Genomic DNA, 22728 nt, shown 5'->3' on the forward strand with positions numbered 1-22728 from the left:
TCTATTCATCGTCATCCTGAATCAAATTGCTTGCCCCTGCTGCGTTGCGGGCAAGTTCGTCACAGCGTTCATTTTCAGGGTCTCCGGAATGACCTTTGACCCAGCGAAAAGAAACATTGTGTTTGGCCATCAGTGGAATGAATTGCTGCCAGAGATCTTTATTTTTCACAGGTTTTTTAGCCGCTGTTTTCCAGCCGTTTTTCTGCCAGTTTTCCAGCCATTTTTTAGTGAAAGCATTTTTTACATACTGTGAATCTGTATAAAGAGTCACGTCACAAGGTTCTTTCAGTTCAGTAAGAGCCGCAATTACTGCGCGCATTTCCATACGGTTATTAGTCGTATGTTTATACCCTTGTGAGAGTTCGTTGCGGTGTTCATTAAAAAGCAGAACAGCTCCGTATCCACCGCGACCGGGATTTCCGAGGCATGATCCGTCAGTATATATTGTAATTTTCTTATTCGGCATCAAAAAACCTTTATTTATTGTGTTATTGCAGGCGGCTCAGGTACGTCGACTTTGCCGCGGGCTTCGCCATTTTGTAAAATATCTTGCTGCTCATATTCGCTGGGCAAGGAATTGTCTACGCTGATTAATTTTTGCCAGATCATGGCAAGAGCTGTTTGTAAGGCCACAGGCCACGTATCGTTTTTGAACTTTCCTGTAAAATGATTATGCTCAAGGTCATCAATAAATTTTTTACCTAGTGCGTGAGCAACAAGCCCCGGAATTTTTAATGAAACTTGTTCGTACGCAGGTGAGAGGGTGATAAGCATCTCATTTTGTTCAGGTACAACTTCCGTGATTTGGTCATTCAGGATGTGAATTTTTGTTTTTACACCGAATTCTGAACGCATACTTCTTATAAATCCCTTTATATATTGTCGATCAGCATCGCTCAAAGTTTTGGTTTGATCCCAAATTGCGTTTCGTCCTTGAAGCTTTTCAAGTGTGCGCTCATTGTTTTGCCAGAAAGCCCATCCGACAATTATAAAAACTGCAATCATTCCGAGAAACCTCAAAAATTTCTCTTGGCGTGTTTTTCCCTGCGGAGCAAAATTAAGAATCATTTTATATTCCTTCTTCACTAGTTGCTAAATTACTTGAGTCTCACGCTTAACGAAGCTGTATGCCACTATAATAGCAAGTATTGAGTGGGCTGTAAAAGTCAGAGTGAATTAGGGACGGAGTTCTTCAGTCAAACGGGATAGGAGTGATTCAATTATATCTCGCATTTGCTGTAGCCGTTTAGGTGAAGATGCTTCAAAGCGCAGAGTCAAAGCAGGCTGAGTGTTTGAAGCTCTGATAAGTGCCCATCCATCGTCGAAAACAACTCTGGCCCCGTCAATGTCGATAACGTTGTATTCTTTTTTCAGTTCAGCAGTTGCAAGCTCTACAAGTTTAAATTTAATATTTTCAGGACAGTCGATGCGCAATTCAGGGGTGAAAAAAGTTTCAGGCCAGTCTCCAAGCATCTTCGAAAGTGTTTTTTCTTCCTGTGAAAGAATTTCAATAAGCCTAAGAGCTGCGTATAAACCGTCATCAAAGCCGTAGAAGCGATCGGCAAAAAAGATATGCCCGCTCATTTCTCCGCCAAGTCCTGCGCCGGTTTCAGCCATCTTGGATTTCATTATGGAATGGCCTGTTTTCGCCATGAGGGGGTTGCCGCCGTGATTGCTGATATCTTCGAACAGCAAGTGGCTGCATTTAACATCACCGATCACCATTTCACCGGGTATTTTGCTGAGCATGTCCCGTGCATAGACGGCTAAAAGGCGATCTCCGGGCATCAGTTTTCCAGTCTCATCAACGGCTCCTATCCTGTCTGCGTCACCGTCAAGTCCGATTCCGGCTTCAGCTCCATGTTCTACAACGGCTTTAAGCAGATCGCCCATATTAGCTTCAACCACAGGGTCCGGGTGGTGGTTGGGGAAATCTCCGTCAGGTTCGCAGTACAGCGGTACAACCTCTGCCCCTGCGCGGGTGAGCAGTTCCAAAGCGATATGTCCTCCGGCTCCGTTACCGCCGTCCAACACAACTTTTACGGACCGTTTCAGCTTTATACCTGAAAGCAGATCTTCAATGTAAGACGGAATGATATTATGAAAAGAGGCTATTCCTGTTCCGTCAATGAAATCTCTGCTTTTCATGAGTTTGTAAATATCTTGAATGTCGCCGCTGTGAATAGTTGTGTCTTCTCCCCATATTTTGAAACCGTTGAATTCAGGGGGATTGTGGCTGGCGGTTATTACTATTCCGGCTTTGTAATTCAGTTTTTTTGCTGCGAAATAGAATGCAGGGGTTGGGACAAGATCAAGGAAAAGAACGTCAACTCCGGACATATTCAGACCGCGTAGAATGGCCGCCTGATAAGCCGGAGAGCTGTGCCTGCAATCATGACCGATAACAGCGCGGTCCCAGCCTTTGCTTCTGAACCACGTTCCGCAGGCGCGACCGAGATTTTCAACCCACTCTTCGTCAAAATCCACATCTACAATCCCGCGGATGTCGTATGCTCTGAAAATTTCTTTGTTAACAGCTTTCATGTGCTTAAGTCTCCAGAAGATCTGTGATCAGTTAATTCGGCCAGTTGATGGTAATCGTAATTCATGTGCAGGTAAAAACATTAATTGCTGCCATGTCAATTATGGTTACTGTCTGTATTATATGCATGTATGCTGCAAAATATTTGTTTTTTAAGCTTTAACAGTAGTAAGTTATACTGTTATTTTTTGACAAATTTTTTGCTTAATGTCCGATCTTCCTTGACCTGAACCCTTTGCTCGCATATCAAATTAGTATGAACTGGGACTGGGATAAACTATCAGAACAACGGCAGAGGAACTCTGGCTCTAAAACGCCGGGAGTGGATGAAATAAATTCCACGATCAAAAAATTCCGCGGAACCGGCTTGCCGGGCGGGAAATACGTTATAATCGGCATCATTGCTCTGTGGTTCCTTTCAGGGATCTATATTGTAGAGCCAGATGAAGTCGGCGTAGTAACACGGTTTGGTAAGTATATTACCACAACCGGTCCCGGGCCGCACTACCACCTTCCGATTCCTATTGAATCGGTCATGAAACCGCAGGTAACACGCATCAGGCGTGTGGAAGTCGGTTTCCGTTCTATTGGATCTTCTCGCTCTTTTACACAGGGGCAGTCCCGGAATGTTCCTGAAGAATCTCTGATGTTGACAGGTGATGAAAACATCGTTGATGTTCAATTCATCGTTCAATACCAGATCAAAGACCCTGTTGAGTACCTTTTTGAGGTAACTAGTCAGGATAAGACTATTCAGGATGCAGCCGAAGCAGCCATGCGAGAAATTATCGGTAAGACCAAAATTGAATTGGCTCTTACTACCGGTAAACTGCAGATTCAGACAGAAACCAGAATCTTACTACAGTCCATTGTGGATTCGTATAAGCTTGGTGTAAATGTTCTTGCCGTGCAGCTTCAGAATGTGCATCCACCGGCTGAGGTTGTGGACGCATTTAAGGATGTTGCAAGTGCCCGTGAAGATAAAAGCCGCTACATCAACGAAGCTGAAGCATATCGTAATGATATTTTGCCGAAAGCCCGTGGACAGGCTGCTGTTATCCTGAATAAAGCTCAAGCGTATAAGGAAACTAAAGTGCTTGAAGCGGAAGGACAGGCTAAGAGATTTATGGCTGTTTATCTTGAATATTCAAAAGCTAAAGATATTACAGTTAAACGTTTGTATCTGGAAACAATGCAAAACATTCTTTCTAATCCTGAAGTGACTAAAGTTATTCTTTCAGACAGTGCAGCTAAAAGAGCATTGCCGTTCCTCTCATTGGACGGAGATTCGTTCCCCGTGAATGCTGTAAATAATAAAAAGGGGGAAAAGTAATGAGTTTACTTAAAAAAAGCTCCGCTCCCCTGGCAATATTACTTATTATCGTTGTGCTTGGAATTGCGCAAAGTGCATTTATTGTTAAGCAGACTGAGAAAGCAATTGTATTGCAGCTTGGTAAGCCTAAAGCCGGCCCGCTTGGACCGGGGCTTCATTTTAAACTTCCGTTCGTTCAGAACGTTATTTATTTTGATTCCCGCTTACTTGAGTATGACGCTCGCCCAGCTGAAATTCTGACTAAGGACAAGAAGAATATGGTTGTGGATAACTACTCCAAGTGGCGGATTACCGACCCCTTGCAGTTTTATCGCACTGTTACTTCTATTCCTCGCGCTCAGGCCCGTCTTGATGATATCATCTATGCGGAACTTAGAGTTGCTCTAGGCGGATATACCTTGATTGAGATTATCTCCAGTGACCGTACCGCTATTATGAAAGAGGTTACTGAGAAATCTAATTCACTTGTTTCAGCTTACGGTATTGAGGTTAATGATGTGCGCATTAAGCGGACAGACCTGCCTGCCGAAAACGCCCGTGCTATTTACGGACGTATGAGGGCTGAACGTGAGCGTATGGCAAAACAGTATCGCTCAGAAGGGAATGAAGCCTCAGCCCGCATTACCGCGCAAGCTGATAAAGAAAGGGCGATCACTCTGGCAGATGCCGACCTCAAAGCTGAAATCCTTCGAGGTATGGGTGACGCAATCGCTACTAAAACATACGCGGACAGCTTCGGGAAGGACCCTAAATTCTATGAATTCAAGAAGTCTCTCGATGCATATGAAGCTGCTTTCAAGGATAAGACACGGATTATTATGTCAATGGATAATCCTTTCTTGAAATATATGAAGTAGTAGAAAATGTAATTACTATGCGGGAGGAGTTATAAAGGACTCCTCCCGCATTTCACTGCGGTTTCTCTAAGAATATTGTTTCTTGAGGAACCTTTTTTTATATTGGAGCTAAAGTCATGTTGCATAAGCATGTTGTTGTCGGGGCAGGGATAACCGGATCAGTCATAGCGCGGCGCATTGCAGAAGATTGCGGCGAGAAAGTGCTGGTTATCGACAGCCGTGATCACATCGGAGGAAACTGTTACAGCCGTTTTGATCCTGAAACAAATATTGAAGTACACAGCTACGGAACACATATTTTTCATACTTCAAACCGCAGGGTCTGGGATTACCTGAACCGTTTTACCGAGTTCAACAGCTATCGCCATAAGGTTCTGACTACATATAAGAACCGCACTTATCACATGCCAGTGAATTTACAGACGATTAATTCTTTTTTTAATCTAAGTTTACGCCCGCATGAAGTTGCAGGATTTATTCAAAAGCAAAGCGAAAAAGAAAACATAACTGATCCTGCGAATCTGGAAGAAAAGGCTGTCAGCCTCATCGGTCGAGATCTTTATGAAGCTTTTGTCAAAGGGTATACGCTTAAGCAATGGGAATGCGACCCGCGTGAACTCTCTGCCGACATAATCTCACGTCTGCCGTTTCGTCATACTTACGAGTGTGACTATTTTACCTGCCGCTATCAGGGGTTGCCGTACGAGGGGTATGGCAAGATGTTTGAGAATATGCTGGATCATGAACTTATCACGGTACAGCTTAAGACAGACTTTTTCGATATCCGCAAAGAACTTTCTAAAGATTGTACCGTCTACTATTCCGGTCCGGTTGATCGCTTTTTTGATTATTGCCACGGTGAACTTACTTGGCGTTCACTCAGATTTGAGTATGAGACTGAACACGTGGGCGATTATCAGGGGACAGCGGTAATGAACTACGCCGATATTGATATTCCATATACCCGCATTCACGAATACCAGCACCTGCATCCTGAAAGAGAAAACCGAAGCGGTAAAACGGTTATCTCCCGTGAGTACTCCGTGAAATGGAAACAAGGAGAAGAGCCTTATTATCCCGTCAATACAGCAGAGGACCGTAATAGGCTTGCCTTATATCAAACCGAAGCTGAAAAGCTGCCGCGTGTCCATTTTACAGGCAGATTAGGGCAGTACAAATACTACGACATGGATAAAGCCGTGTTAGCGGCTCTTGAGGTTTGCGATGAGGTTTTGAAGGGGTAAGGATTTTTGATTGAAAGGGAATTAATAAAATATCCCAGTCCTGAAGTTTTCAGGGCTGGGATATTTTTAGTGAATTTTTTTATAAAACGATGTGCTTTTCTTAATATCCGGCTACCCATTTGTCAGGAATTGCCCAGCATCCGTCTTTTGCTGAATCTACCAGCGCATTAAGCAGTTGAGCCACGCCGTTGTCCGTGCATGCAGGAATATGAAGGTCCGCAGCAGGGAGAACGTCAGGAGTCGCATTGGCGACTGCCGCACTGAGTCCGGTGGAACCGAACATGGTTAAGTCGTTTTCGCTGTCACCGATGGAGATGCTGTTCAAATCCGGCCACCCAGCTTCATGCATAATATGCAAAGCCGCGGCGTGTTTTCCGTGTCCTTTGGGGCCGATCTCAAGAAACTCATTAGCTGTGCGCACACAGGCAAGATCGTACTTTGCGGCAAGGTCTCTGACAAAAGTGCATCTTGCTGTATCATTTTTGTGTGAGAAGGTCAGGACTTTGAAAACCTTGCTGTTGTCCGGGGTTGCACCAGGTTGCGGAAGAATCTCACCGACATGGTTGTAAGACTGAATTTCGTCATCTGTTAAAGGGGATCTAGTCCATATTCCTTCAGCTACATAGCTGGCATAGTGGATTCCTTCTTTAAGCAGAATATCTTCAATTTCTTTGTAACTCTCAACTGTCGGTCCGTAAGATGTTATAGAATCGTTTGTCATGAGCATCGAACCATTAACCCCGGAATGCGGTCCTTCGAGGTTCATTTCACGCAGGAAAGAGTGAATGCTGATAAGATGTTTTCCGGTAATGAGGGACAGCTTTCCACCTGCGGCAATAAACCTGTTTACGGCTTGGGTTGTCTCTGTGTTGATCTTTTGGCCCGGGTAAATAAGCGTGCTGTCAATATCGCAGAAAACCCAAGGGAGAGTCGTCCGGTGCAGGCTGGAAATGGATTTAATATACTCGGCTTGTGTTTCACGCACAATAGGGAGCGTCCATTTGGTTGCACCGCGTGTGTAGGCATTATCTCCGAATCTGTTTCTGAATTCCACAATTCTTTGGCCGAATGTATAAGATTCGCCCAATGGAGAAGTGCGGAAATCGCAGTAGCTTACACCTTTTAGCGTTTTGTTGTTTTCAGAAGGCTCAGGGAACTGCTTATAAATATTATTAATTTCAGGCAGGGCTTTAATATCCTGCGCTGTGCTGGAATGCCATAAAACTGCTTCTATGACTTCTTCCTGCGCTCCGGCATGGGCAAGGAAGGCCGCACCGTCTAAAGGGTGGAATCCGGTTTGTTTAAGTTCTTCAGAGTAGCCCACATCATGAAACAGGGCTGCAGTTATCAACCTGTCAGCTTCTTCATTTCTCAGTCCTGTCTGTTTGGCAATGCGTTCAGCCGTTTTCGAGGCTTGCTGCATATGTGCAAATCGAGTCGATCCTTCTGGGAAAAAAGATCCTGCAAGACCTTCGGTTAACTGTTGGGGTTCTGTTTTTGTTATATTGGGTAATAATTCTTTGAGTTTACAGGAAAGATTCACGGAATTCTCCGATTAATTGTTCTTAAGTATATGTTTTGTGTTCAGTTCACTTGGTAATGGCGTGTCCGGTAAAGTCAAGTTTCGTTTTTGTTACAAAAGAATCAAGCCGCTTGAACGATTATATTCAAGCGGCTTGATATATTGAAATTGATAGATATGAATTAAGCAGATATTTTTTTTGCTTCCGCGACAAGTTTTTCAAAGACGCCATCAATATCAAGCGTGGTCGTATCAACGATGATTGCATCGTCTGCTGCTTTTAAAGGGGCTTCTTTACGGTTGCGGTCCTGATCATCTCTTGCCTTGATCTGATCAAGCAATTCAGACATATCCGCTGGTTTGCCCATTTCTTCCAGCTGTGAAAAGCGTCTGCGGGCACGTTCTTCAAGGTCTGCATCAAGGAAAAATTTGCAGGGAGCTTGCGGGAAAATAACCGTTCCCATGTCTCTGCCTTCCGCAATTAGGGATGTCGTTTCCCCTATCTTGCGCTGGGCAATTTTTTGAAAAGCACGCACAGCAGGTATTTTGGCAACATTAGAAGCCCACATGCCCACAGTTTCAGTGCGGATATCATTTGTTAAGGGTACACCGTTAAGGCTGAGCACGGAGTTACTTCCGGAGCCGGACAGGGTGAATGAAAAACTTTTGAGGGCTTCTTCAATTCTAGAGCTGTCCCAGTTCCATGAACCTTCGCCCAGCTTCCATGCTGTTGCCCTGAACATTGCACCTGTGTCGAGATAAGCAATCTCAAAATGATCTGCGAGTTGCTTTGCAAGAGTGGATTTTCCTACTCCGGCCGGTCCGTCAAGTGTGATAATGAAAGGAGTTGCCACTAAAGAAGCTCCCTTAGGTTTTCTAGGAATATTTTGTTTTCACGGTCAGTGCCCATGTTTACGCGGATGTATTCGCCAAGTCCGAAACTTTTAAGCGGACGAACTATTATTCCGCGTTTTAGAAGCTCTTCAAAAACTTCACCGGCGTTACTGGTGGGCTTGAACATAATAAAATTGGACTGAGATGGTAGAACTTCGCATCCCATACCTTTAATCTCGTCTGTAAAGAGCTTTCTGCCGCGATGCACAACGTTTAGAGTCTCATTGTAGAAAGCGTCGTCGCTGAGTGCTGCTATGGCAGCTTCTTCGGCAAGGATACTGACGGTGAAAGGGGCACGGGCACGGTTGATGTACCCGGCAAGGGCAGAACTCATTATACCGAAACCTACGCGCATACCTGCAAGACCGAAGGCTTTTGAAAATGTTCTGAGCAGGACGATATTCGGAAATTCGCTTAGCAAAGGGCGCATGTCGTACTCTTCTGCCGGGGTAGCGAAATCAATATATGCTTCATCTATGGCAAGAATTGTCTGCTTTGGAATAGCCATAGCCATCTCGCGGACTTCTTTTGTTGTAACTGCAAGTCCTGTAGGATTATCAGGGGTAGTTACAAAGACGATGGCGGTTTTATCAGTCACAGCAGCAGCCATTGCTTTAAGCGGCTGTTTGTGCCCAGCATCACGCGGTACTTGTTTGAAGCTTATGCCGCAAAGACGGGACATAAGACTGTACATGCTGAAACATGATTCATAGGTCAGAATTTCATCACGGCCCGGTTCGGCCTTAACTCGGATCAGCAGATCGATAACTTCATCAGAGCCGTTTCCGCTGATGATGTTTTCTTCCGCAACTCCTACCCGCTTAGCAATAGCTTTATTCAGGCGGGGGTTACCATTTTGCGGGTAGCGAAAAATATTAGGTGCATGGCGTATTACTGCTTTTTGAGCGAGTGGAGAGGCTCCGAGCGGATTCTCATTACTTGCAAGTTTAATAACAGTATCCAAACCGTACTTCTCTTTGATCTCTTCAATGGTAAGTCCAGGAGTGTATGGTTTGGTCTCCATCACGTCAGGGCGGACTTTGATAGGGGACATGCTGATATCCTTTTCTTTTGTATAATTTATTAATGGTGAAGCTCTCTAGTAGTGTGGAACATGTTTTTTGTCAAAAAAAAGCCCCTTATCCGTTATAGATAAAGGGGCTGTTTGCAGGTTTATGATTCGATAGTTGTCGGTATCGTATCAGCTTTAACTTTTAGAGACTGTGTTATTCCGGTCTGATTGTCAGTACAGGGCATATTGCTGCCTTAACGATCTTTTCAGCAACTGATCCAAATAAAATACGGTCAATACCTTTTCTACCGTGTGTTCCCATGACGATCATATCAACATGTTCGTCTTTAGCGAATGACAGAATTTCTTCAGCCGGGTACCCGGTCAGTACTTGTCCTTTTGTTGTAGAATCCTTGAAGTTTTCCTCTATGAATGTTTCCATAGTAGCGTCAGCTCCGGTTACAATTTCACCAACAAAATTTTCAATTGAACTTGGTGGAACATGGAACCCGACATACTGGTCCAGTGATGGAGCTACATACAGACAAATAACTTCAGCACCCATAGTCTTGGCAATGGTTGACGCGTAGTCTGCTACGACAGGGCTGTATTCAGAAAAATCAACTGCGCAGAGTATCTTTTTAATGGTAATCATAACTTTACCTCCAGATTATTAAGTTAAGCAAAAAAATTAATTATATGATACAAATATCTCTTTGTTTTAAACAATAACGAATTCGCTGTGACATAGACAAGCTTTTTCTTATGTTTTATCATAAAAACAGGTAAAAAAGGTATAGGTTGTGATTATTTTATGATCTAGGAAATAATTTCCGGTTCGTGTTTATATAAAGTTACATTAATTCAGCCTGTTGTCGAAAGTCTAGACTTTGGCATGATCTTCGCATTACTAGAGTGAAACCTAAGGCTGAGGAGTAAAAGATGAAGATTAATCCTGATCAGATTGAGGCACTGCAGCAACAACAGCAGCAAGCCAACAAGACTAAGAAGGTAAACGGGGCAGCGTTTGGAGAGTTCTTGAATCAAGAAACCCAGCAAGTTGCTGGCAAACAGAATTCAAGCATACCAACCGTTCCGGGTCTTCAGTCCATTAATCCCCTTCTTCAGATGCAGCAGGTTGCTTCAGTGCAGCCGGCAGCAGTGGATGAAGGTGAGTTTATCGGCAAGATTGAGAATGTTTTCGGGCAGATGGAAAATTACACAAAGCAACTCAGTTCTTCTGATGAAGGCGGACTGAAAAGCGCGTACAAAGCTCTTGAAGGTGTTCAAGGTGGTGTTGACTCCCTCAAGAAGGATTGGCCGGGCTTAGCAAGTGAAAATCCTGAACTGCACAGTATTGTCAATGAGCTGGATGTAATGGCGAGGACCGAACAGATCAAATTTAACCGCGGGGATTACGTTTAGTCTCGTTTTGACTGAACACCGAAGAATATAATAATTCTTCTAATGTCACCGTAAGCGTAAGCAAAATTACGCAAAAAACCGAACTTCCATATGGGTGTTCGGTTTTTTTATGTCTTATGTTTCTATAAGGCTTGTATTTTTGCTCTTTTCCGCAAGCCCAGTCCGATCATGAAAATTAATAGGGTCATCCAAAGAGTACCCATAAACGTCCATGTCGGCGCCAGTGAATCTTAGTGGGGCGGGCGTGGTGGATCTTGCCGATGGGGGGGGCGTATTAGTATTTTAAATTTTAGTGCTAACTATATTTTTCATAAGCAATCCGGCCAATTGCCAAAACAAGAAAAATACTTACAACTTCATTCAATGCGCCTGAATATAATAATAGATCATACATTTGCCTAGAATATGAAATGTGCCATAAAATTAGGAAGGCACTATTAACTGCAAATAAAATCATAAAATTAATTAAAAAAGGTTTAAATATCATGGAGAAGAACTTGAACTTAGAGATCTGGAGTATTGTTGCCATATAAATTACTGAAGCACATAATGCGAAAAGAAATGATTTGGCTGTAACACTTGAGAGTATATAAAAAAATATATCATAGTCAGAAGAAGTCCTTGATGGTGATAGCAAATCGTTAAGATGTCCGCGGAAAGTATTAAAAAAAATATCAATATGCAAAGCTGACCATGAAGTTAAATTTGTTAAAACAAGCATAATAACAAAAAAAATAATCATTTTTTTAAAAACTCTAAACAAATTATATGATCCATTTCCGTCTTTAATTAAACTTAATACTAAAGAAAACATAGCAATTGAAAAGATTAAATGACTATACCATGCTTCTAAATTTTTAAATTTAAATACTAAATATATAAAAAGACCGATAAAGCAAAAAAAATTTTGTTTTAGGACATCAAAAAAATAGAATAATATTTTTGACATTAAATACTCCACTATTGATTTAGGACACTGCTGGAACAGTGCCCCATTTTCGTATCAATTTTATTTATTAGCTTTATCGCTTTTAATTTTTTTATTAACTTGTTTTAGATATGGAAGTATAAGGCTAAACCTATCATCAGGAGTGTCCAAATAGGCCTTAGCTATTCCCTTTAGAGATGGGCTTACGGCATCCTGGATAGCCTTTGCCCGTTCTTTGCGAAGAGTTGAATTTTTACTGTATAGATCACTCCATTTACTTGAATAAACTTTATGGTTGATTTCATCCTGATGCTTTTCAGCTTCTTTTTCTTTTTCAATCATATTATTCCAAGCTTCTTTAGTTGATTTGGCTATTTTCGGACCTGATTTAACAAGCTCCTGTCCCAAAGATGTTTCGCCAAGGATTACTTTTTTGGCATACTTCGCAGCTTCATTCTTTGTTTCAGGGTGGGCCAGAGGGCTGATTTTTTTAAAAGCCTCGTAGCCTGCATCCCCTGCTAGTTTCAATCCGGATCTACCAGCAAGACTGCCTATTTCCCATAAGGCTCGCCCAGTTCTTTTGATCACTTTGGCAGGGACTCCTTGCTCTTTCCCCTCACTCTTCCCCTCAAGCCCCGTCCGATCATAAAAATTAATAGGGTCATCCAGACAATACCCGTAAACATCCACATCGCCGCCAGCAAATCCTAGCGGGTCGGGAGTTATGAATCTGCCGATTGCGGGATCGTATTCACGATATCCGAGATGTACAAGCTCAGTATCTTTATCTGTCAGACCTGCGGCAAACCCCAGACATATATCCAGACTGACTCCGCTATCGAGCAATATATTTCCAAACGAATCATTTATAATTCGCTTTATCTCATTACCCCTTTCATCCGCAACCATGAAAATTGTGCCGACCTGATTTGTAGCAAAGAAAAAAGTTTGGCCTTCGTAGGTCATGCTTACAGGATTATCTTCTTCGTCATAAGTGAAGACTTTGGGATGCAGACCGGATTCTAAGTAGGAATACCTAGTGACCTGACCGAGATCGTTTTTCATAAAATTTGGCCACAAAAAAGCCCGTTCCAATTAAGGAACGGGCTTTTAAATTACCTGTGGGGCAAACTTTTCTGATTAATCAGGAGTAGTAAGCTCGCCAAGGTCGCGCTTGATGTCTGTGGCAATCTTATAAAGAATTGTCAGAGTCAGAGCACCGAGTGCGTAAACCATCATCGAAACCATCAACTCTTTACCGGAAGGCCAGTAAGTTGTGACTTCGCCGAACGGGTTTGGAGTAAGACCACCGATCAGCAGGCCGAGCCCTTTATCGATCCAAGTTGCGATAACAAGGATAGCGAGGGAAAACGGCAGCAGTTTCTGGTTGTAGCGCAGTTTCGGCGGAATAAGCAGCGCGAGGCTGATAATTGCGAACGCAACTGCTGTCCACATCCATGGAACCAATTCACTATGTCCGTGGCTGCCTGTGAACAGGAAGGCGAAGGAGTGAATGTGACCGGGGATATTGGAGTAAAATGCGGTGAACACTTCAAGCAGGAAGAAGAATACGTTCACGCACATTGCGTATGTGATAATAGTTGTGAGAGTTCCGATAGCTCCTTTGCCTGGTTCGTATTTTGTGATCTTGCGAACAAGAAATACTACAAGCAGAAGGATTGCCGGTCCGGAACAGAACGCAGATGCAAGGAAGCGGGCTGCCAGAATGGCTGAAAGCCAGTAGTGGCGGCCTGGAAGACCTGCGTAAAGGAATGCTGTTACAGTATGAATGGAGAACGCCCATACTATGGAAGTGTAAGCCAGAGGTCTGATCCATTTTGGTGGTTCAACGCGCTGACGTTCGCTTTCAAGGCATGTCCATCCGATAACTACGTTCAGGAGCAGATAACCGTTAAGAACGATCATATCCCAGAACAGGATCGAGTTAGGAGTTGGATGGAAAATGATGTTCAGCATACGCTGTGGAGATCCGATGTCTACGATAATGAAACCGAGACACATCACGACAGCAGCAATAGCCATGAATTCACCCATAATTACCATGCCATGAAACTTCTTATAGTGATGGAAGTAATAAGGCAGTACGATCATAACACCGGAAGCGGCTAGACCGACCAAGTAGGTAAATTGGGCAATATAGAATCCCCAGGAAACATCGCGGCTAAGGCCCGTGACGGTAAGTCCTTCCTGTAACTGATTCAAATATACTGTGAAGCCGGCGCCGATGATAAGAAGCAGGAATATAATCCAACCCCAATATTTCGGGCCGCCTTTGAGAGCTTTTTCGAGCATATCAGACTCCCCCTAAATGATGTAGTAAACACCGGGCTCGGTGCCGGCTGCCGGGTTCCTACGAATGGTGAAGTTTTCCCTAAGAACCTTTCTGACATTAGAATTAGGGTCTTTAAGATCACCAAAGGTCATCGCACCATTAGATTTTTCCACACAAGCAGGCATTTCACCTACGGCGAGGCGTTCAACACAGAAGTTGCATTTTTCAACAACTCCGCGAACGCGAGTAGGGAACTTCATGTTGATTTTATCCATGTCGAGATAATTTCTTGGATTCATGAAGTTGAAGCTACGTGAACCGTAGGGGCATGCAGCCATGCAGTAGCGGCAACCGATACAGCGATGATAATCCATTGCTACAATTCCGTCAGGACGCAGGAAAGTCGCCTTTGTAGGGCAGACGCGTACACAGGAAGGGCTTGTGCAGTGGTTACATAGTAGTGGGAACTTGCGTTTTTCAACATCCTCGGAAGGATAGTTGTCTTCTTGGTAAGGGAATGCTTCGGCATAAGTACCTTCCCACAACCATTTGACATCCTGCTTAGTAGGAATTGTCGGTACGTTGTGGATGTGGTGACAAACTTCAGCCAGAGCACTGATTTCTTCTTCGGTATTTAGCTTACGGGTATCGATAACCATAGCCCAGCGTTTAGCATGCAGAGAGTTAGCGTTGACAACAGCGTGAGCTTTGCCATGTCCGCTTTCTGATGCCAGAGCTACAGCTGTGGGCGCAAGACATAGTCCCGCTGCCGAAAGACCTGCAAACTTGAGGAAGTTTCTTCTACTCTGTTTCATTATTTTGCCTCCTTTGGAGGTACGTGGCAGTCCCAGCAGTATGGAGTAACACCCGCGGCAGTATGACACTTATCGCAGAATTCCTTCTTGCTGGTATGACATTGCATACAAGTATTCACGAGGCTGATGGTGTATTCCTTGCCGTTTGCACTGATATATGTCCGCTTACCTTCACGAAGAGCCAAATCTCTCCATTCGTCAAGGAGCTGCATATGCGATGTCCGCATATCTTCTACAGGTGCGACGCATTCTTTAGCATTTTTAGGCAGTTCCACCTTAGGCTGTTCGTATTTTCCTCCCACATTGAACCAAAAAGGGAGGGACACGAGTCCTAGGAAAATAACCAGACCAGCTATTATTTTTCCACCGTATTGCATATGTTACTCCTCCTTCCCGGGCAGAGGGTTCATACGAAGGTCAGTTTCTCTTTCTTTCTCGCCGTCGAGAATAAGGGCGTTACCGACCAGTTCGTGAACACCGCAGACGTCAACGCCCGGAGCCCAGTAATTGGATAGCGGAATAAGCGTTGCACGGTCAATTGCGCAGATACAGGCCATCATGTTTACATCATGTTCTTCCTGTACTGATTTAAGTGCGTTGCCGCGTGGCAAACCGCCTCGCATGCGAATTTCCATGATTTCGTCAGTGTTCAGACCTGAACCGCCTGCGCAGCAGAATGTCTGCTCACGGATAGTCTGTTCCGGCATTTCAAAGAAGTTTTTAACAACGTTTTTGATAACGTAACGCGGCTCATCCATGAGGCCCATGGCGCGAGCAGGGTTACAGGAATCATGGAAGGTTGCGCGAATATGATCGTTTCTGCTCGGATCAAGTTTCAGCTTGTTATGTTTCATAAGGTCAGCTGTGAACTCGGCAATGTGAAGCATCTTTGTCTGTGCGGCGCTATTGAAAACAGTACCGGTGATCGGGCTTTTAGGAACTTGCAGGAAGTTCGCAGGTCCGTTCATTGTGTCCATGTACTGGTTGATTACGCGCCACATGTGACCACATTCGCCGCCGAGAATCCATTTGACACCTAAGCGTTTTGCTTCAGCGTACATCTTGGCGTTAAGTTTCTTCATCATGTCCGCAGAAGTGAACAGACCGAAGTTACCGCCTTCAGATGCATAAGTGGATAGTGTATAATCAAGACCTATGTGATCGAAGAGCATCAGGTAACCCATAAAGGTATAGATGCCCGGATCAGCAAAAACGTCTCCGGAAGGGGTGATGAAGAGAACTTCATGTCCCTTTTCATTAAGAGGTACGTTAAGTCTTTTGCCTGTGATTTCTTCGATATCGTCGACCATAAATTCAACGATGTCTTTGAAAGCGTGCGGCTGGATACCGAGATGGTTACCTGTACGGTTACAGTTAGAAACCGGCTCAAGAATCCAGTTAATGTTCACACCGCAAAGGTGGAGCAGTTCGCGTGCCATCATTGTGACTTCAGCTGTATCGATGCCGTAAGGGCAGAACAGAGAACAGCGACGGCATTCAGTACACTGGTAAAAGTAGATGAACCACTCTTTAAGAACATCTTCGGTCATAACTCTGGAACCGGTAAGGGTGCTCAGAATTTTACCGGCCATGGTGAAGTCCTTGCGGTAAACAGAACGCATAAGTTCTGCACGAAGGACCGGCATGTTTTTAGGATCGCCGGAACCGATGAAAAAGTGGCATTTATCGGCGCAAGCACCGCAACGCACACAGACGTCCATGAATACTTTGAGAGAACGGTATTTACCGAGTCTTTCTTTGAAACCCTGGTGGACAATGTCCTGCCAGTTTTCAGGTAATTTCCAGTCCACGTCAGATGGTTTCCATTCACGTGGGTTAGGGAAACCTAAGTATTCGAGTTTTTCTGCCTTAGCAGGGTAACACCAGTTTCCGGGAGAACAGTCCACCGGAGTATCCATCCAACCTGTGGAAGGTGGTGTATAGTTAATGCTTTTAAAAAGCTCATCAGCTTTTGGGAGGTCAGCCATGTCAACTCCTCAACAAAAGGTATTATAAGGTCCAACCAACATATAAAGTCCGCTGGACTTTATTATGCCTCTTTTTCCACAGGGAGACCCGCTTCAATCATAGGTTCCCTGAAGTCGTCTTCATAAGCCTCATAGCTATGCGGCTTGATGCTCGGATCATTCCAAGGGTTCTCGTGATGCTTGATGCGGGAGTTGTTAGGCATATTCCTTGTAGGAGAAAGGAAGACACCGCCTGCATGCATAAGCTTACTGAATGGGAAGTAAATCAATAGCGTACAGACCAGAACGATATGTACATAGAAAGATACATCCACATGTGCGGGGATTACTGGGTGGAATGTTACAAGTCCCATAGTCAGCTGCTTAATCGCCATAACATCTACTTTTGCAATAAAGCGCATGTAGATACCTGAAAGGGCAATGGAGATAATGAGCAACAACGGGAAATAGTCTGTAACAAGAGAAATGTACCGAAGTTTTGCGTCCCACAGTCTGCGTGCGAGCAAGAAAGTCACACCGACCAGAATAAGAACATCACTCATGTACATTCTGGGTGTACCGATCTGCATGATCCCGTCAAGCATTTCAACCCAGCCGATACAGGCGGGAATCGGTTCAAAGAAAAGTCTCATGTGCCTGATTACAATAAGCAGGAATGAGTAATGGAACATGAGGGAAAACATCCACAACCATTTGGCGGAAGCGTATGTAACCCTGCCATCTTTGAGAGCAACTTTTGTGTTCCGGAACAAAGAACGGAAACAGCAGATCTCAAGGACCATACGGATAAAAGTTTGACCCGGAGTCACGGGGTTGTCGAACTTGTTATGGTGAATGAAGTCCAGAGACTTCATTTGACCGCCCGTGGTCGGAATACAAAAAGGAACCGGACTTTTCGCCCATTTAATCATCCGGTAGGCAAACCCTACCAGAAATACGGCAACAGCTACCAATGGCAGCCCGATGCCGAAGAGTTTTGCCATATGCGCTGATCCTACTCCGAAAAGAGCCAGCAGCACGAGGGCAAAAACTAAAACGAGTGAGTACAAAGCGTTCATCTACCTTCACCTCGCTTATAACGTTTGGCTTCCCGGGGAAGCCGGCCACTACACCTGTTCGGCCCCTTTGGCCGAAGCTTCCTCGATTTTGTTGACACGCCTTAAGAGCATATGGTGGGAGCGTTTAACTTCACCAATTCTCATCTGCGTAATCAAGTCCCTATTCTTGGTATAGATGTCAAACGCGATAAGTCCCAGGTTATCAACCCGGGTCTCAAACGCGAGCAACTCGTCAAGTTTTCCTTCCTTCTTAAGATCCTGCATAAACTCATCTCGCAGCAGTTTTTTAAAAAGAAAAACAAAACTTAAAGCTCTAGATGGTGCAAATTCCTGAACAGCCCTTATTTTAATCAGGTCTTCCAGAGATTTTGCAATTGCGTCAACATCTTTCCAGTCAATAATCAGGTCAAAAAGTTCTCTAGTGACCCGTTGAGTGGTAATTCCAACAGGATTTGTAAATTGATCACTGTTGCTCTTCCAGATCTTCTGAGTTGCCTCAGGGTAGGAAGAAAGGACCAAATCAAACCATTTTTTTGTCAGAATCTCTTTTTTTTCTATCAATCTTTCTTCAAGGTTCATTGTATGTTCCTGACTAAATTGACTGCAACAGAAGTAAGAGCCTTTAAGCTGATGCTTAGGTCTTACAAAGGTTTCCAACCTGACAATGAGGCGGAAAATTCAAATTCTGTCACTATGTGACTAACAGCACGATATTCCAGATACACTGCGATTCGTCAAGGATTTTTACCGAGAAATTGAGACCTTCCGGGGTATGAAACTCTTTAAGTAACAAGGGTTTTAATCACCCGAAAGGAGCTTGTCCGAATAGGGTGCCAGTCTGATTTAAGTAGTGCGTATCACGTTTGCGAGCAGATTAATCTATTTTTTATCAGAAAAAATTATGCACGTAAAAACGAGCAGATAATTTTTTTTAAGGGATAAAATAATGTCGGTAGTATAGCTGGTCGAAGTGACTTTTTCAGACGAACGTGTATTCGTCGTTAAAAATACATTAAAAAATACATTCATTAAAGCTGGTTTGTGTTTAGAGGAATAAAAATGTCTGAACCGTTGATGATCTATCCCGAAGGCTGCCGGAAGGCTACGTTTTTAAAGAGATATAAAAGATTTACCGTTGAAGCGTTGCTTGATGGTGAGGTTGTATCCATTCATACCAATAACACAGGTTCAATGCTCGGATTGTTGCGTGAAGGGCAGGAGATATTTATTTCTCCGGCACTTAATCCTGCGCGAAAGCTCAAGTGGACTTTAGAAATGGTTAATATCTTTGGTGCGTGGGTCGGTGTGAACACATCGGTCCCGAATAAAATGATACAGAGAGCTTTTGAGGCGGAAGTTTTACCGGAGCTTAAAGGGTACACCTCAATAAAGCGTGAAGCGGTGGTCGGCAAAAGCCGACTCGATGCGAAGTTTACCGATGAGTCGTCAATTCTGCCGGATTTGTGGGTTGAGTGTAAGAACGTAACCCTGGTTGAAGATGACGTGGCTTGTTTTCCGGATGCTCCGACTGAGCGTGGTCAGAAACATCTTGAAGAGTTAATGGATCTTGCTTCCAAAGGATACAGAGTTGCAATGTTTTTCTTTGTTCAGCGTAATGACGGAAAATGTTTCGGTCCTGCTGATTTTATTGACCAGAAATATGCTACACTTTTCAAGCAGGCGCTTGCTGAGGGTGTTGAATGTTGGCCGTATCAGGCGGAGCTAAGTGAAAAAGGGATTTCTGTCGGGGAGAAAATGAAATTTTAATATTTTTGATAATTAACTGATATTAAATGACTAAAAAAGTCAGGACAATCTCATGAGATTATCCTGACTTTTATTTATTTGTAGCAAAAGTGGTTAAGACGCTGTTGCTTTAACTCTTTCAGTCTGATCCATGGATGCGAGTTTTTCCACTTCGGTAAGATCAAGTCCAAGTCCTTTTGCAACGCGGGAACCATAGTCTTTGTCTGCTTTATAGAAGATTGCAGTTTGTCTAAGCTGTATGCGTTTCTGCGCTCCGCCAAGATGTCCGATAATATTGCCGGTCAGGTTTGCACGGTCCTGATCACTCATAACATTGCGATACAGGTTTCCGGCCTGCACAAAATCATCATCAGTAAGGGCATAGGCATGTTGATCTGCATTTCCTTCAATCGGCAATGGCGGCTCAAGAGCTGATTCGTCCGGTGAAGGGCCGCCAAAACTGTTGGGCCAGTAATTAGGTCCACCACCGCCTCCATTATCTACACGCATAGCTCCATCTCGCTGGTAATTAAGCTCTGGTGCGTTTTTCGGCATGTTTACGGGAATCAGTTGATAATTTGTTCCAAGTCTGTGGATATGGGTGTCATGGTACGAAAAAATGCGACCTTGAAGCATTTTGTCTGGAGATGCTGCGATACCCGGTACAAAGTTGCCGGGGCAGAACGCGGATTGCTCTACTTCGGCAAAATAGTTCTCAGGGTTTTTGTTCAAAACCATTTTGCCGACAGTTATAGGCGGCACTTCTGAATGAGGCCATACTTTAGTAATATCAAAGATATCCCAGCGGAAAGCTTTGGCTTGCGCAGGTGTTAATATCTGCATCTCAAGTGTCCATGACGGGTAATCACCCTTTTCAATGGATTCATGCAGATCGCGAGTTGCATGATCAGGGTCTTTAGAACGCATAGCGTCTGCTTCGGACGCCGTCATCGTTTTTGAGCCTTGGTCCGTTTTAAAATGGTATTGAACCCAGACGTATTCGCCTTTTTCATTATACCACTTGTAGGTATGGCTGGAATAGCCGTTCATATGGCGAAAGGTTGCAGGAGTTCCTCTGTCCGAAAAGAGGATTGTTACCTGATGAATTGATTCAGGTGTGAGAGACAGAAAATCCCAAAACATATCAGGATCTTTTAAGTTTGTTGCAGGATTACGTTTTTGAGTATGTATGAAATCCGGGAATTTCATTGGGTCACGGATAAAAAAAACAGGAGTGTTGTTGCCGACTAAGTCGTAATTGCCTTCTTCGGTGTAAAACTTGATAGCAAATCCGCGCGGATCACGTTCCGCATCAGCAGATCCTTTTTCTCCTCCTACTGTTGAAAAGCGTACAAATAAGTCGGTTTTCTTGCCGATCTTAGAGAGAAAGGCCGCTTTTGTGTATTTTGTTACATCTGCCGTTACTTCAAAGTAACCATATGCTCCAGCGCCTTTGGCGTGAACCACACGTTCAGGAATACGCTCGCGGTCGAAGTGAGTAAGTTTTTCTAACAGGTGCATATCCTGTACTAAAATCGGGCCCTTCACTCCGGCAGTTTGGGAATTTATATCATCCCCGACAGGTTTCCCGAAAGCCGTAGTCATTTTCTTTTTTTTCATAACAGAACTCCCTTAATTAATGTCATTGGTTGGTTCTTTAATAATCTTACATGTACCACGCTGAATGTGTAATTGGAACCGTAAATGGTAATTTGTATGAAGAATGACACGAAGTTGGGGGTAAATTGAGCTTTGTCTTTGAAAAAAAAGGAAAATCCCTATTCTTTTAAATAAAAGAATAGGGATTTTCAGGCCTGAAGGGTGTTGAAAAGCTTGGCGTCCGGCCGGAATCGGGATAATTCCGACCGGACACCATTAGGAGCTGGATGCCGAAATTTTTGCCGGGAGGGTGGAGCTCCCGGCATGAAACCAGTCTCGGAGTAGCTTGCCTCATAAATTAACGGGCAACATGCAGAACGATGACTTTGGACGAGTTCTACATTAGTTCGAGCTGTTAAATATCTTGTTTTTTTGAAGATGCACTCTCGCGCATCCTTTCTTGCTTACGTAAAGCGCGTCTTTCAATTGCTTCTTTATTACGCCGATGATCTTCGCCTGTTTCAAGAATCAATTCCGGTACGGGAGAAGGTTTTCCATCTTCACCTATGGCAACAAAAGTAAGGTATGCCGAGTTGATATGTCTCACGTCACCTGTCAGAAGGTTTTCTGCTTCGACTCTCACTCCGATTTCCATTGAAGTCCTGCCTACCATGTTCACATTTGCATGAAGTGTTATCAGCTCACCTACATAAGCAGGCTTTAAAAAATTCATTCTGTCGATAGATGCTGTAACTACAGGTTTTCGTGCATGCCGCATGGCACAGGTTGCCGCAATGAGATCAAGTTGCTTCAGTAAAACGCCGCCGTGAAGGTTGCCGGCTGGATTCGTATCCTGCGGAAGAACCCTGTAGGTTGTGTATGCTCTGCTTTCACTGACTTTTTTTTCTTTCATTAACTGGCTTTCCGAACCGTGTATCTTTAAAAATATTACTTTTGTATTACAAGTTGTAATTAAAACGTAATGCTCATTGAGCAAAGTTTAGATCTGTGTACCGCCGGATTCATTTACCCTTACCATATTCAACTCTTGCTTCCCAGATCATTTTAGCAATCCGTTTGCCAAGGTCGAGCTGTCTAGTGGCTAAAAGAGCTTCTGCCGCTTCCCGGTTTCCCCCGGATTTGAGCATCGTAGCAGATTCCAAGTCTCTGAGATAATTCTCACATTCTCGGATCAGCTTGGAGAGGTTCAGTGTCTCAAGCTCTATTGGTATTCGTACGGATTTTACTTTTTTGCTCATGTTTTTGCTTCGTTTTTAAGACTTTTGCCAGAATGGGAAGAAATGTCAATACATTTGTAAGACAAAATAACAATTAAAAAGAATTAAATAGTAATTTAAAAAAGTGCGTAAATGTAATCTAAAATAAATCATTAAGTATAATATAGTGATGCTAAAACGTATTACAAAATATATTACAAAATGAGTGTTAAATGTATACTATTAGTATGCGTA

23 protein-coding genes are annotated in these 22728 nt (G+C 43.7%); 5 read left to right on the forward strand and 18 right to left on the reverse strand.

Features of this window, described 5'->3' with window-relative positions:
• Nucleotide 1: 1 nt before the first annotated feature.
• The 3 genes from rnhA to B9N78_RS12700 form a co-directional block, all read right to left on the reverse strand.
• Nucleotides 2-466 (reverse strand): ribonuclease HI, encoded by a 465-nt coding sequence (gene rnhA, locus B9N78_RS12690; RefSeq protein WP_085102844.1) that lies wholly within the window; start codon nt 464-466, stop codon nt 2-4.
• A 14-nt stretch (nt 467-480) separates the two neighbouring features.
• Entirely contained in the window at nt 481-1068 is a 588-nt protein-coding gene (locus B9N78_RS12695) for a hypothetical protein (protein WP_085102846.1), read from the reverse strand.
• A 108-nt stretch (nt 1069-1176) separates the two neighbouring features.
• The gene (locus B9N78_RS12700) at nt 1177-2544 is read right to left on the reverse strand and encodes a phosphomannomutase/phosphoglucomutase (protein WP_085102848.1); all 1368 of its coding nucleotides are present in this window, start codon (nt 2542-2544) and stop codon (nt 1177-1179) included.
• A gap of 254 nt (nt 2545-2798) precedes the next feature.
• Here B9N78_RS12700 and hflK point away from each other — a divergent pair, with 254 nt between their 5' ends.
• The 3 genes from hflK (at nt 2799) to glf (ending at nt 5976) form a co-directional block, all read left to right on the forward strand.
• Nucleotides 2799-3875, forward strand: coding sequence for an FtsH protease activity modulator HflK (gene hflK, locus B9N78_RS12705; RefSeq protein ID WP_085102850.1), 1077 nt, complete (start codon nt 2799-2801; stop codon nt 3873-3875).
• Complete coding sequence (gene hflC, locus B9N78_RS12710; protein ID WP_085102852.1) at nt 3875-4732, forward strand: protease modulator HflC; 858 nt, start codon at nt 3875-3877, stop codon at nt 4730-4732. Before hflK ends, hflC begins: the two co-directional genes overlap by 1 nt.
• A gap of 116 nt (nt 4733-4848) precedes the next feature.
• Complete coding sequence (gene glf, locus B9N78_RS12715; protein WP_085102854.1) at nt 4849-5976, forward strand: UDP-galactopyranose mutase; 1128 nt, start codon at nt 4849-4851, stop codon at nt 5974-5976.
• Nucleotides 5977-6076: 100 nt separating this feature from the next.
• Here glf and B9N78_RS12720 read toward each other — a convergent pair whose 3' ends face one another.
• From B9N78_RS12720 to B9N78_RS12735, 4 genes are all read right to left on the reverse strand, one after another.
• Nucleotides 6077-7519, reverse strand: a complete 1443-nt coding sequence (locus B9N78_RS12720) for an HAD-IIB family hydrolase (RefSeq protein WP_085102856.1) — start codon at nt 7517-7519, stop codon at nt 6077-6079.
• Nucleotides 7520-7680: 161 nt separating this feature from the next.
• On the reverse strand, nt 7681-8352 hold the full coding sequence (gene cmk, locus B9N78_RS12725) for a (d)CMP kinase (RefSeq protein WP_085102858.1): 672 nt from the start codon (nt 8350-8352) through the stop codon (nt 7681-7683).
• Nucleotides 8352-9446 (reverse strand): histidinol-phosphate transaminase, encoded by a 1095-nt coding sequence (gene hisC, locus B9N78_RS12730; protein ID WP_085102860.1) that lies wholly within the window; start codon nt 9444-9446, stop codon nt 8352-8354. The genes cmk and hisC overlap by 1 nt, the downstream gene beginning before the upstream one ends.
• 172 nt (nt 9447-9618) lie before the next feature.
• Complete coding sequence (locus B9N78_RS12735) at nt 9619-10059, reverse strand: universal stress protein (protein ID WP_085102862.1); 441 nt, start codon at nt 10057-10059, stop codon at nt 9619-9621.
• Nucleotides 10060-10346: 287 nt separating this feature from the next.
• On the opposite strand from B9N78_RS12735, the gene B9N78_RS12740 reads away from it, so the two are divergent.
• Nucleotides 10347-10829, forward strand: a complete 483-nt coding sequence (locus B9N78_RS12740; RefSeq protein WP_085102864.1) for a hypothetical protein — start codon at nt 10347-10349, stop codon at nt 10827-10829.
• 295 nt (nt 10830-11124) lie between these two features.
• Here the strand turns inward: B9N78_RS12740 and B9N78_RS12745 are convergent, their stop codons facing one another.
• The 8 genes from B9N78_RS12745 to B9N78_RS12780 form a co-directional block, all read right to left on the reverse strand.
• Nucleotides 11125-11778, reverse strand: a complete 654-nt coding sequence (locus tag B9N78_RS12745) for a hypothetical protein (protein ID WP_085102866.1) — start codon at nt 11776-11778, stop codon at nt 11125-11127.
• Nucleotides 11779-11838: 60 nt separating this feature from the next.
• A complete protein-coding gene (locus B9N78_RS12750) occupies nt 11839-12822 on the reverse strand; it encodes an RHS repeat domain-containing protein (protein WP_085102868.1) in 984 nt (327 codons plus the stop codon).
• A 75-nt stretch (nt 12823-12897) separates the two neighbouring features.
• Nucleotides 12898-14070 carry a sulfate reduction electron transfer complex DsrMKJOP subunit DsrP gene (gene dsrP / locus B9N78_RS12755; protein WP_085102870.1) on the reverse strand — a complete coding sequence of 391 codons (1173 nt, stop codon included), beginning with the start codon at nt 14068-14070 and terminating at the stop codon, nt 12898-12900.
• A 12-nt stretch (nt 14071-14082) separates the two neighbouring features.
• The gene (gene dsrO, locus B9N78_RS12760) at nt 14083-14865 is read right to left on the reverse strand and encodes a sulfate reduction electron transfer complex DsrMKJOP subunit DsrO (protein WP_085102872.1); all 783 of its coding nucleotides are present in this window, start codon (nt 14863-14865) and stop codon (nt 14083-14085) included.
• Nucleotides 14865-15242, reverse strand: coding sequence for a sulfate reduction electron transfer complex DsrMKJOP subunit DsrJ (gene dsrJ / locus B9N78_RS12765; RefSeq protein ID WP_085102874.1), 378 nt, complete (start codon nt 15240-15242; stop codon nt 14865-14867). Before dsrJ ends, dsrO begins: the two co-directional genes overlap by 1 nt.
• 3 nt (nt 15243-15245) lie before the next feature.
• The gene (dsrK, locus tag B9N78_RS12770) at nt 15246-16853 is read right to left on the reverse strand and encodes a sulfate reduction electron transfer complex DsrMKJOP subunit DsrK (RefSeq protein WP_085102876.1); all 1608 of its coding nucleotides are present in this window, start codon (nt 16851-16853) and stop codon (nt 15246-15248) included.
• Nucleotides 16854-16915: 62 nt separating this feature from the next.
• A complete protein-coding gene (gene dsrM / locus B9N78_RS12775) occupies nt 16916-17911 on the reverse strand; it encodes a sulfate reduction electron transfer complex DsrMKJOP subunit DsrM (RefSeq protein WP_085102878.1) in 996 nt (331 codons plus the stop codon).
• 48 nt (nt 17912-17959) lie between these two features.
• Nucleotides 17960-18490: an RsbRD N-terminal domain-containing protein gene (locus tag B9N78_RS12780; RefSeq protein ID WP_085102880.1), complete on the reverse strand. Its 531-nt coding sequence runs from the start codon at nt 18488-18490 to the stop codon at nt 17960-17962.
• A 480-nt stretch (nt 18491-18970) separates the two neighbouring features.
• On the opposite strand from B9N78_RS12780, the gene sfsA reads away from it, so the two are divergent.
• Complete coding sequence (gene sfsA / locus B9N78_RS12785; RefSeq protein ID WP_085102882.1) at nt 18971-19678, forward strand: DNA/RNA nuclease SfsA; 708 nt, start codon at nt 18971-18973, stop codon at nt 19676-19678.
• 93 nt (nt 19679-19771) lie between these two features.
• Here the strand turns inward: sfsA and B9N78_RS12790 are convergent, their stop codons facing one another.
• The 3 genes from B9N78_RS12790 to B9N78_RS12800 all read right to left on the reverse strand — a co-directional run bounded on the left by B9N78_RS12790 (nt 19772) and on the right by B9N78_RS12800 (nt 22515).
• Nucleotides 19772-21277, reverse strand: coding sequence for a catalase (locus tag B9N78_RS12790; protein WP_085102884.1), 1506 nt, complete (start codon nt 21275-21277; stop codon nt 19772-19774).
• Nucleotides 21278-21671: 394 nt separating this feature from the next.
• On the reverse strand, nt 21672-22169 hold the full coding sequence (locus tag B9N78_RS12795) for an acyl-CoA thioesterase (protein WP_085102886.1): 498 nt from the start codon (nt 22167-22169) through the stop codon (nt 21672-21674).
• A 109-nt stretch (nt 22170-22278) separates the two neighbouring features.
• A complete protein-coding gene (locus tag B9N78_RS12800) occupies nt 22279-22515 on the reverse strand; it encodes a hypothetical protein (protein ID WP_085102888.1) in 237 nt (78 codons plus the stop codon).
• Nucleotides 22516-22728 lie beyond the last annotated feature (213 nt).

This window comes from Desulfovibrio gilichinskyi (assembly GCF_900177375.1).
In the GTDB taxonomy this organism is placed as follows: domain Bacteria; phylum Desulfobacterota; class Desulfovibrionia; order Desulfovibrionales; family Desulfovibrionaceae; genus Maridesulfovibrio; species Maridesulfovibrio gilichinskyi.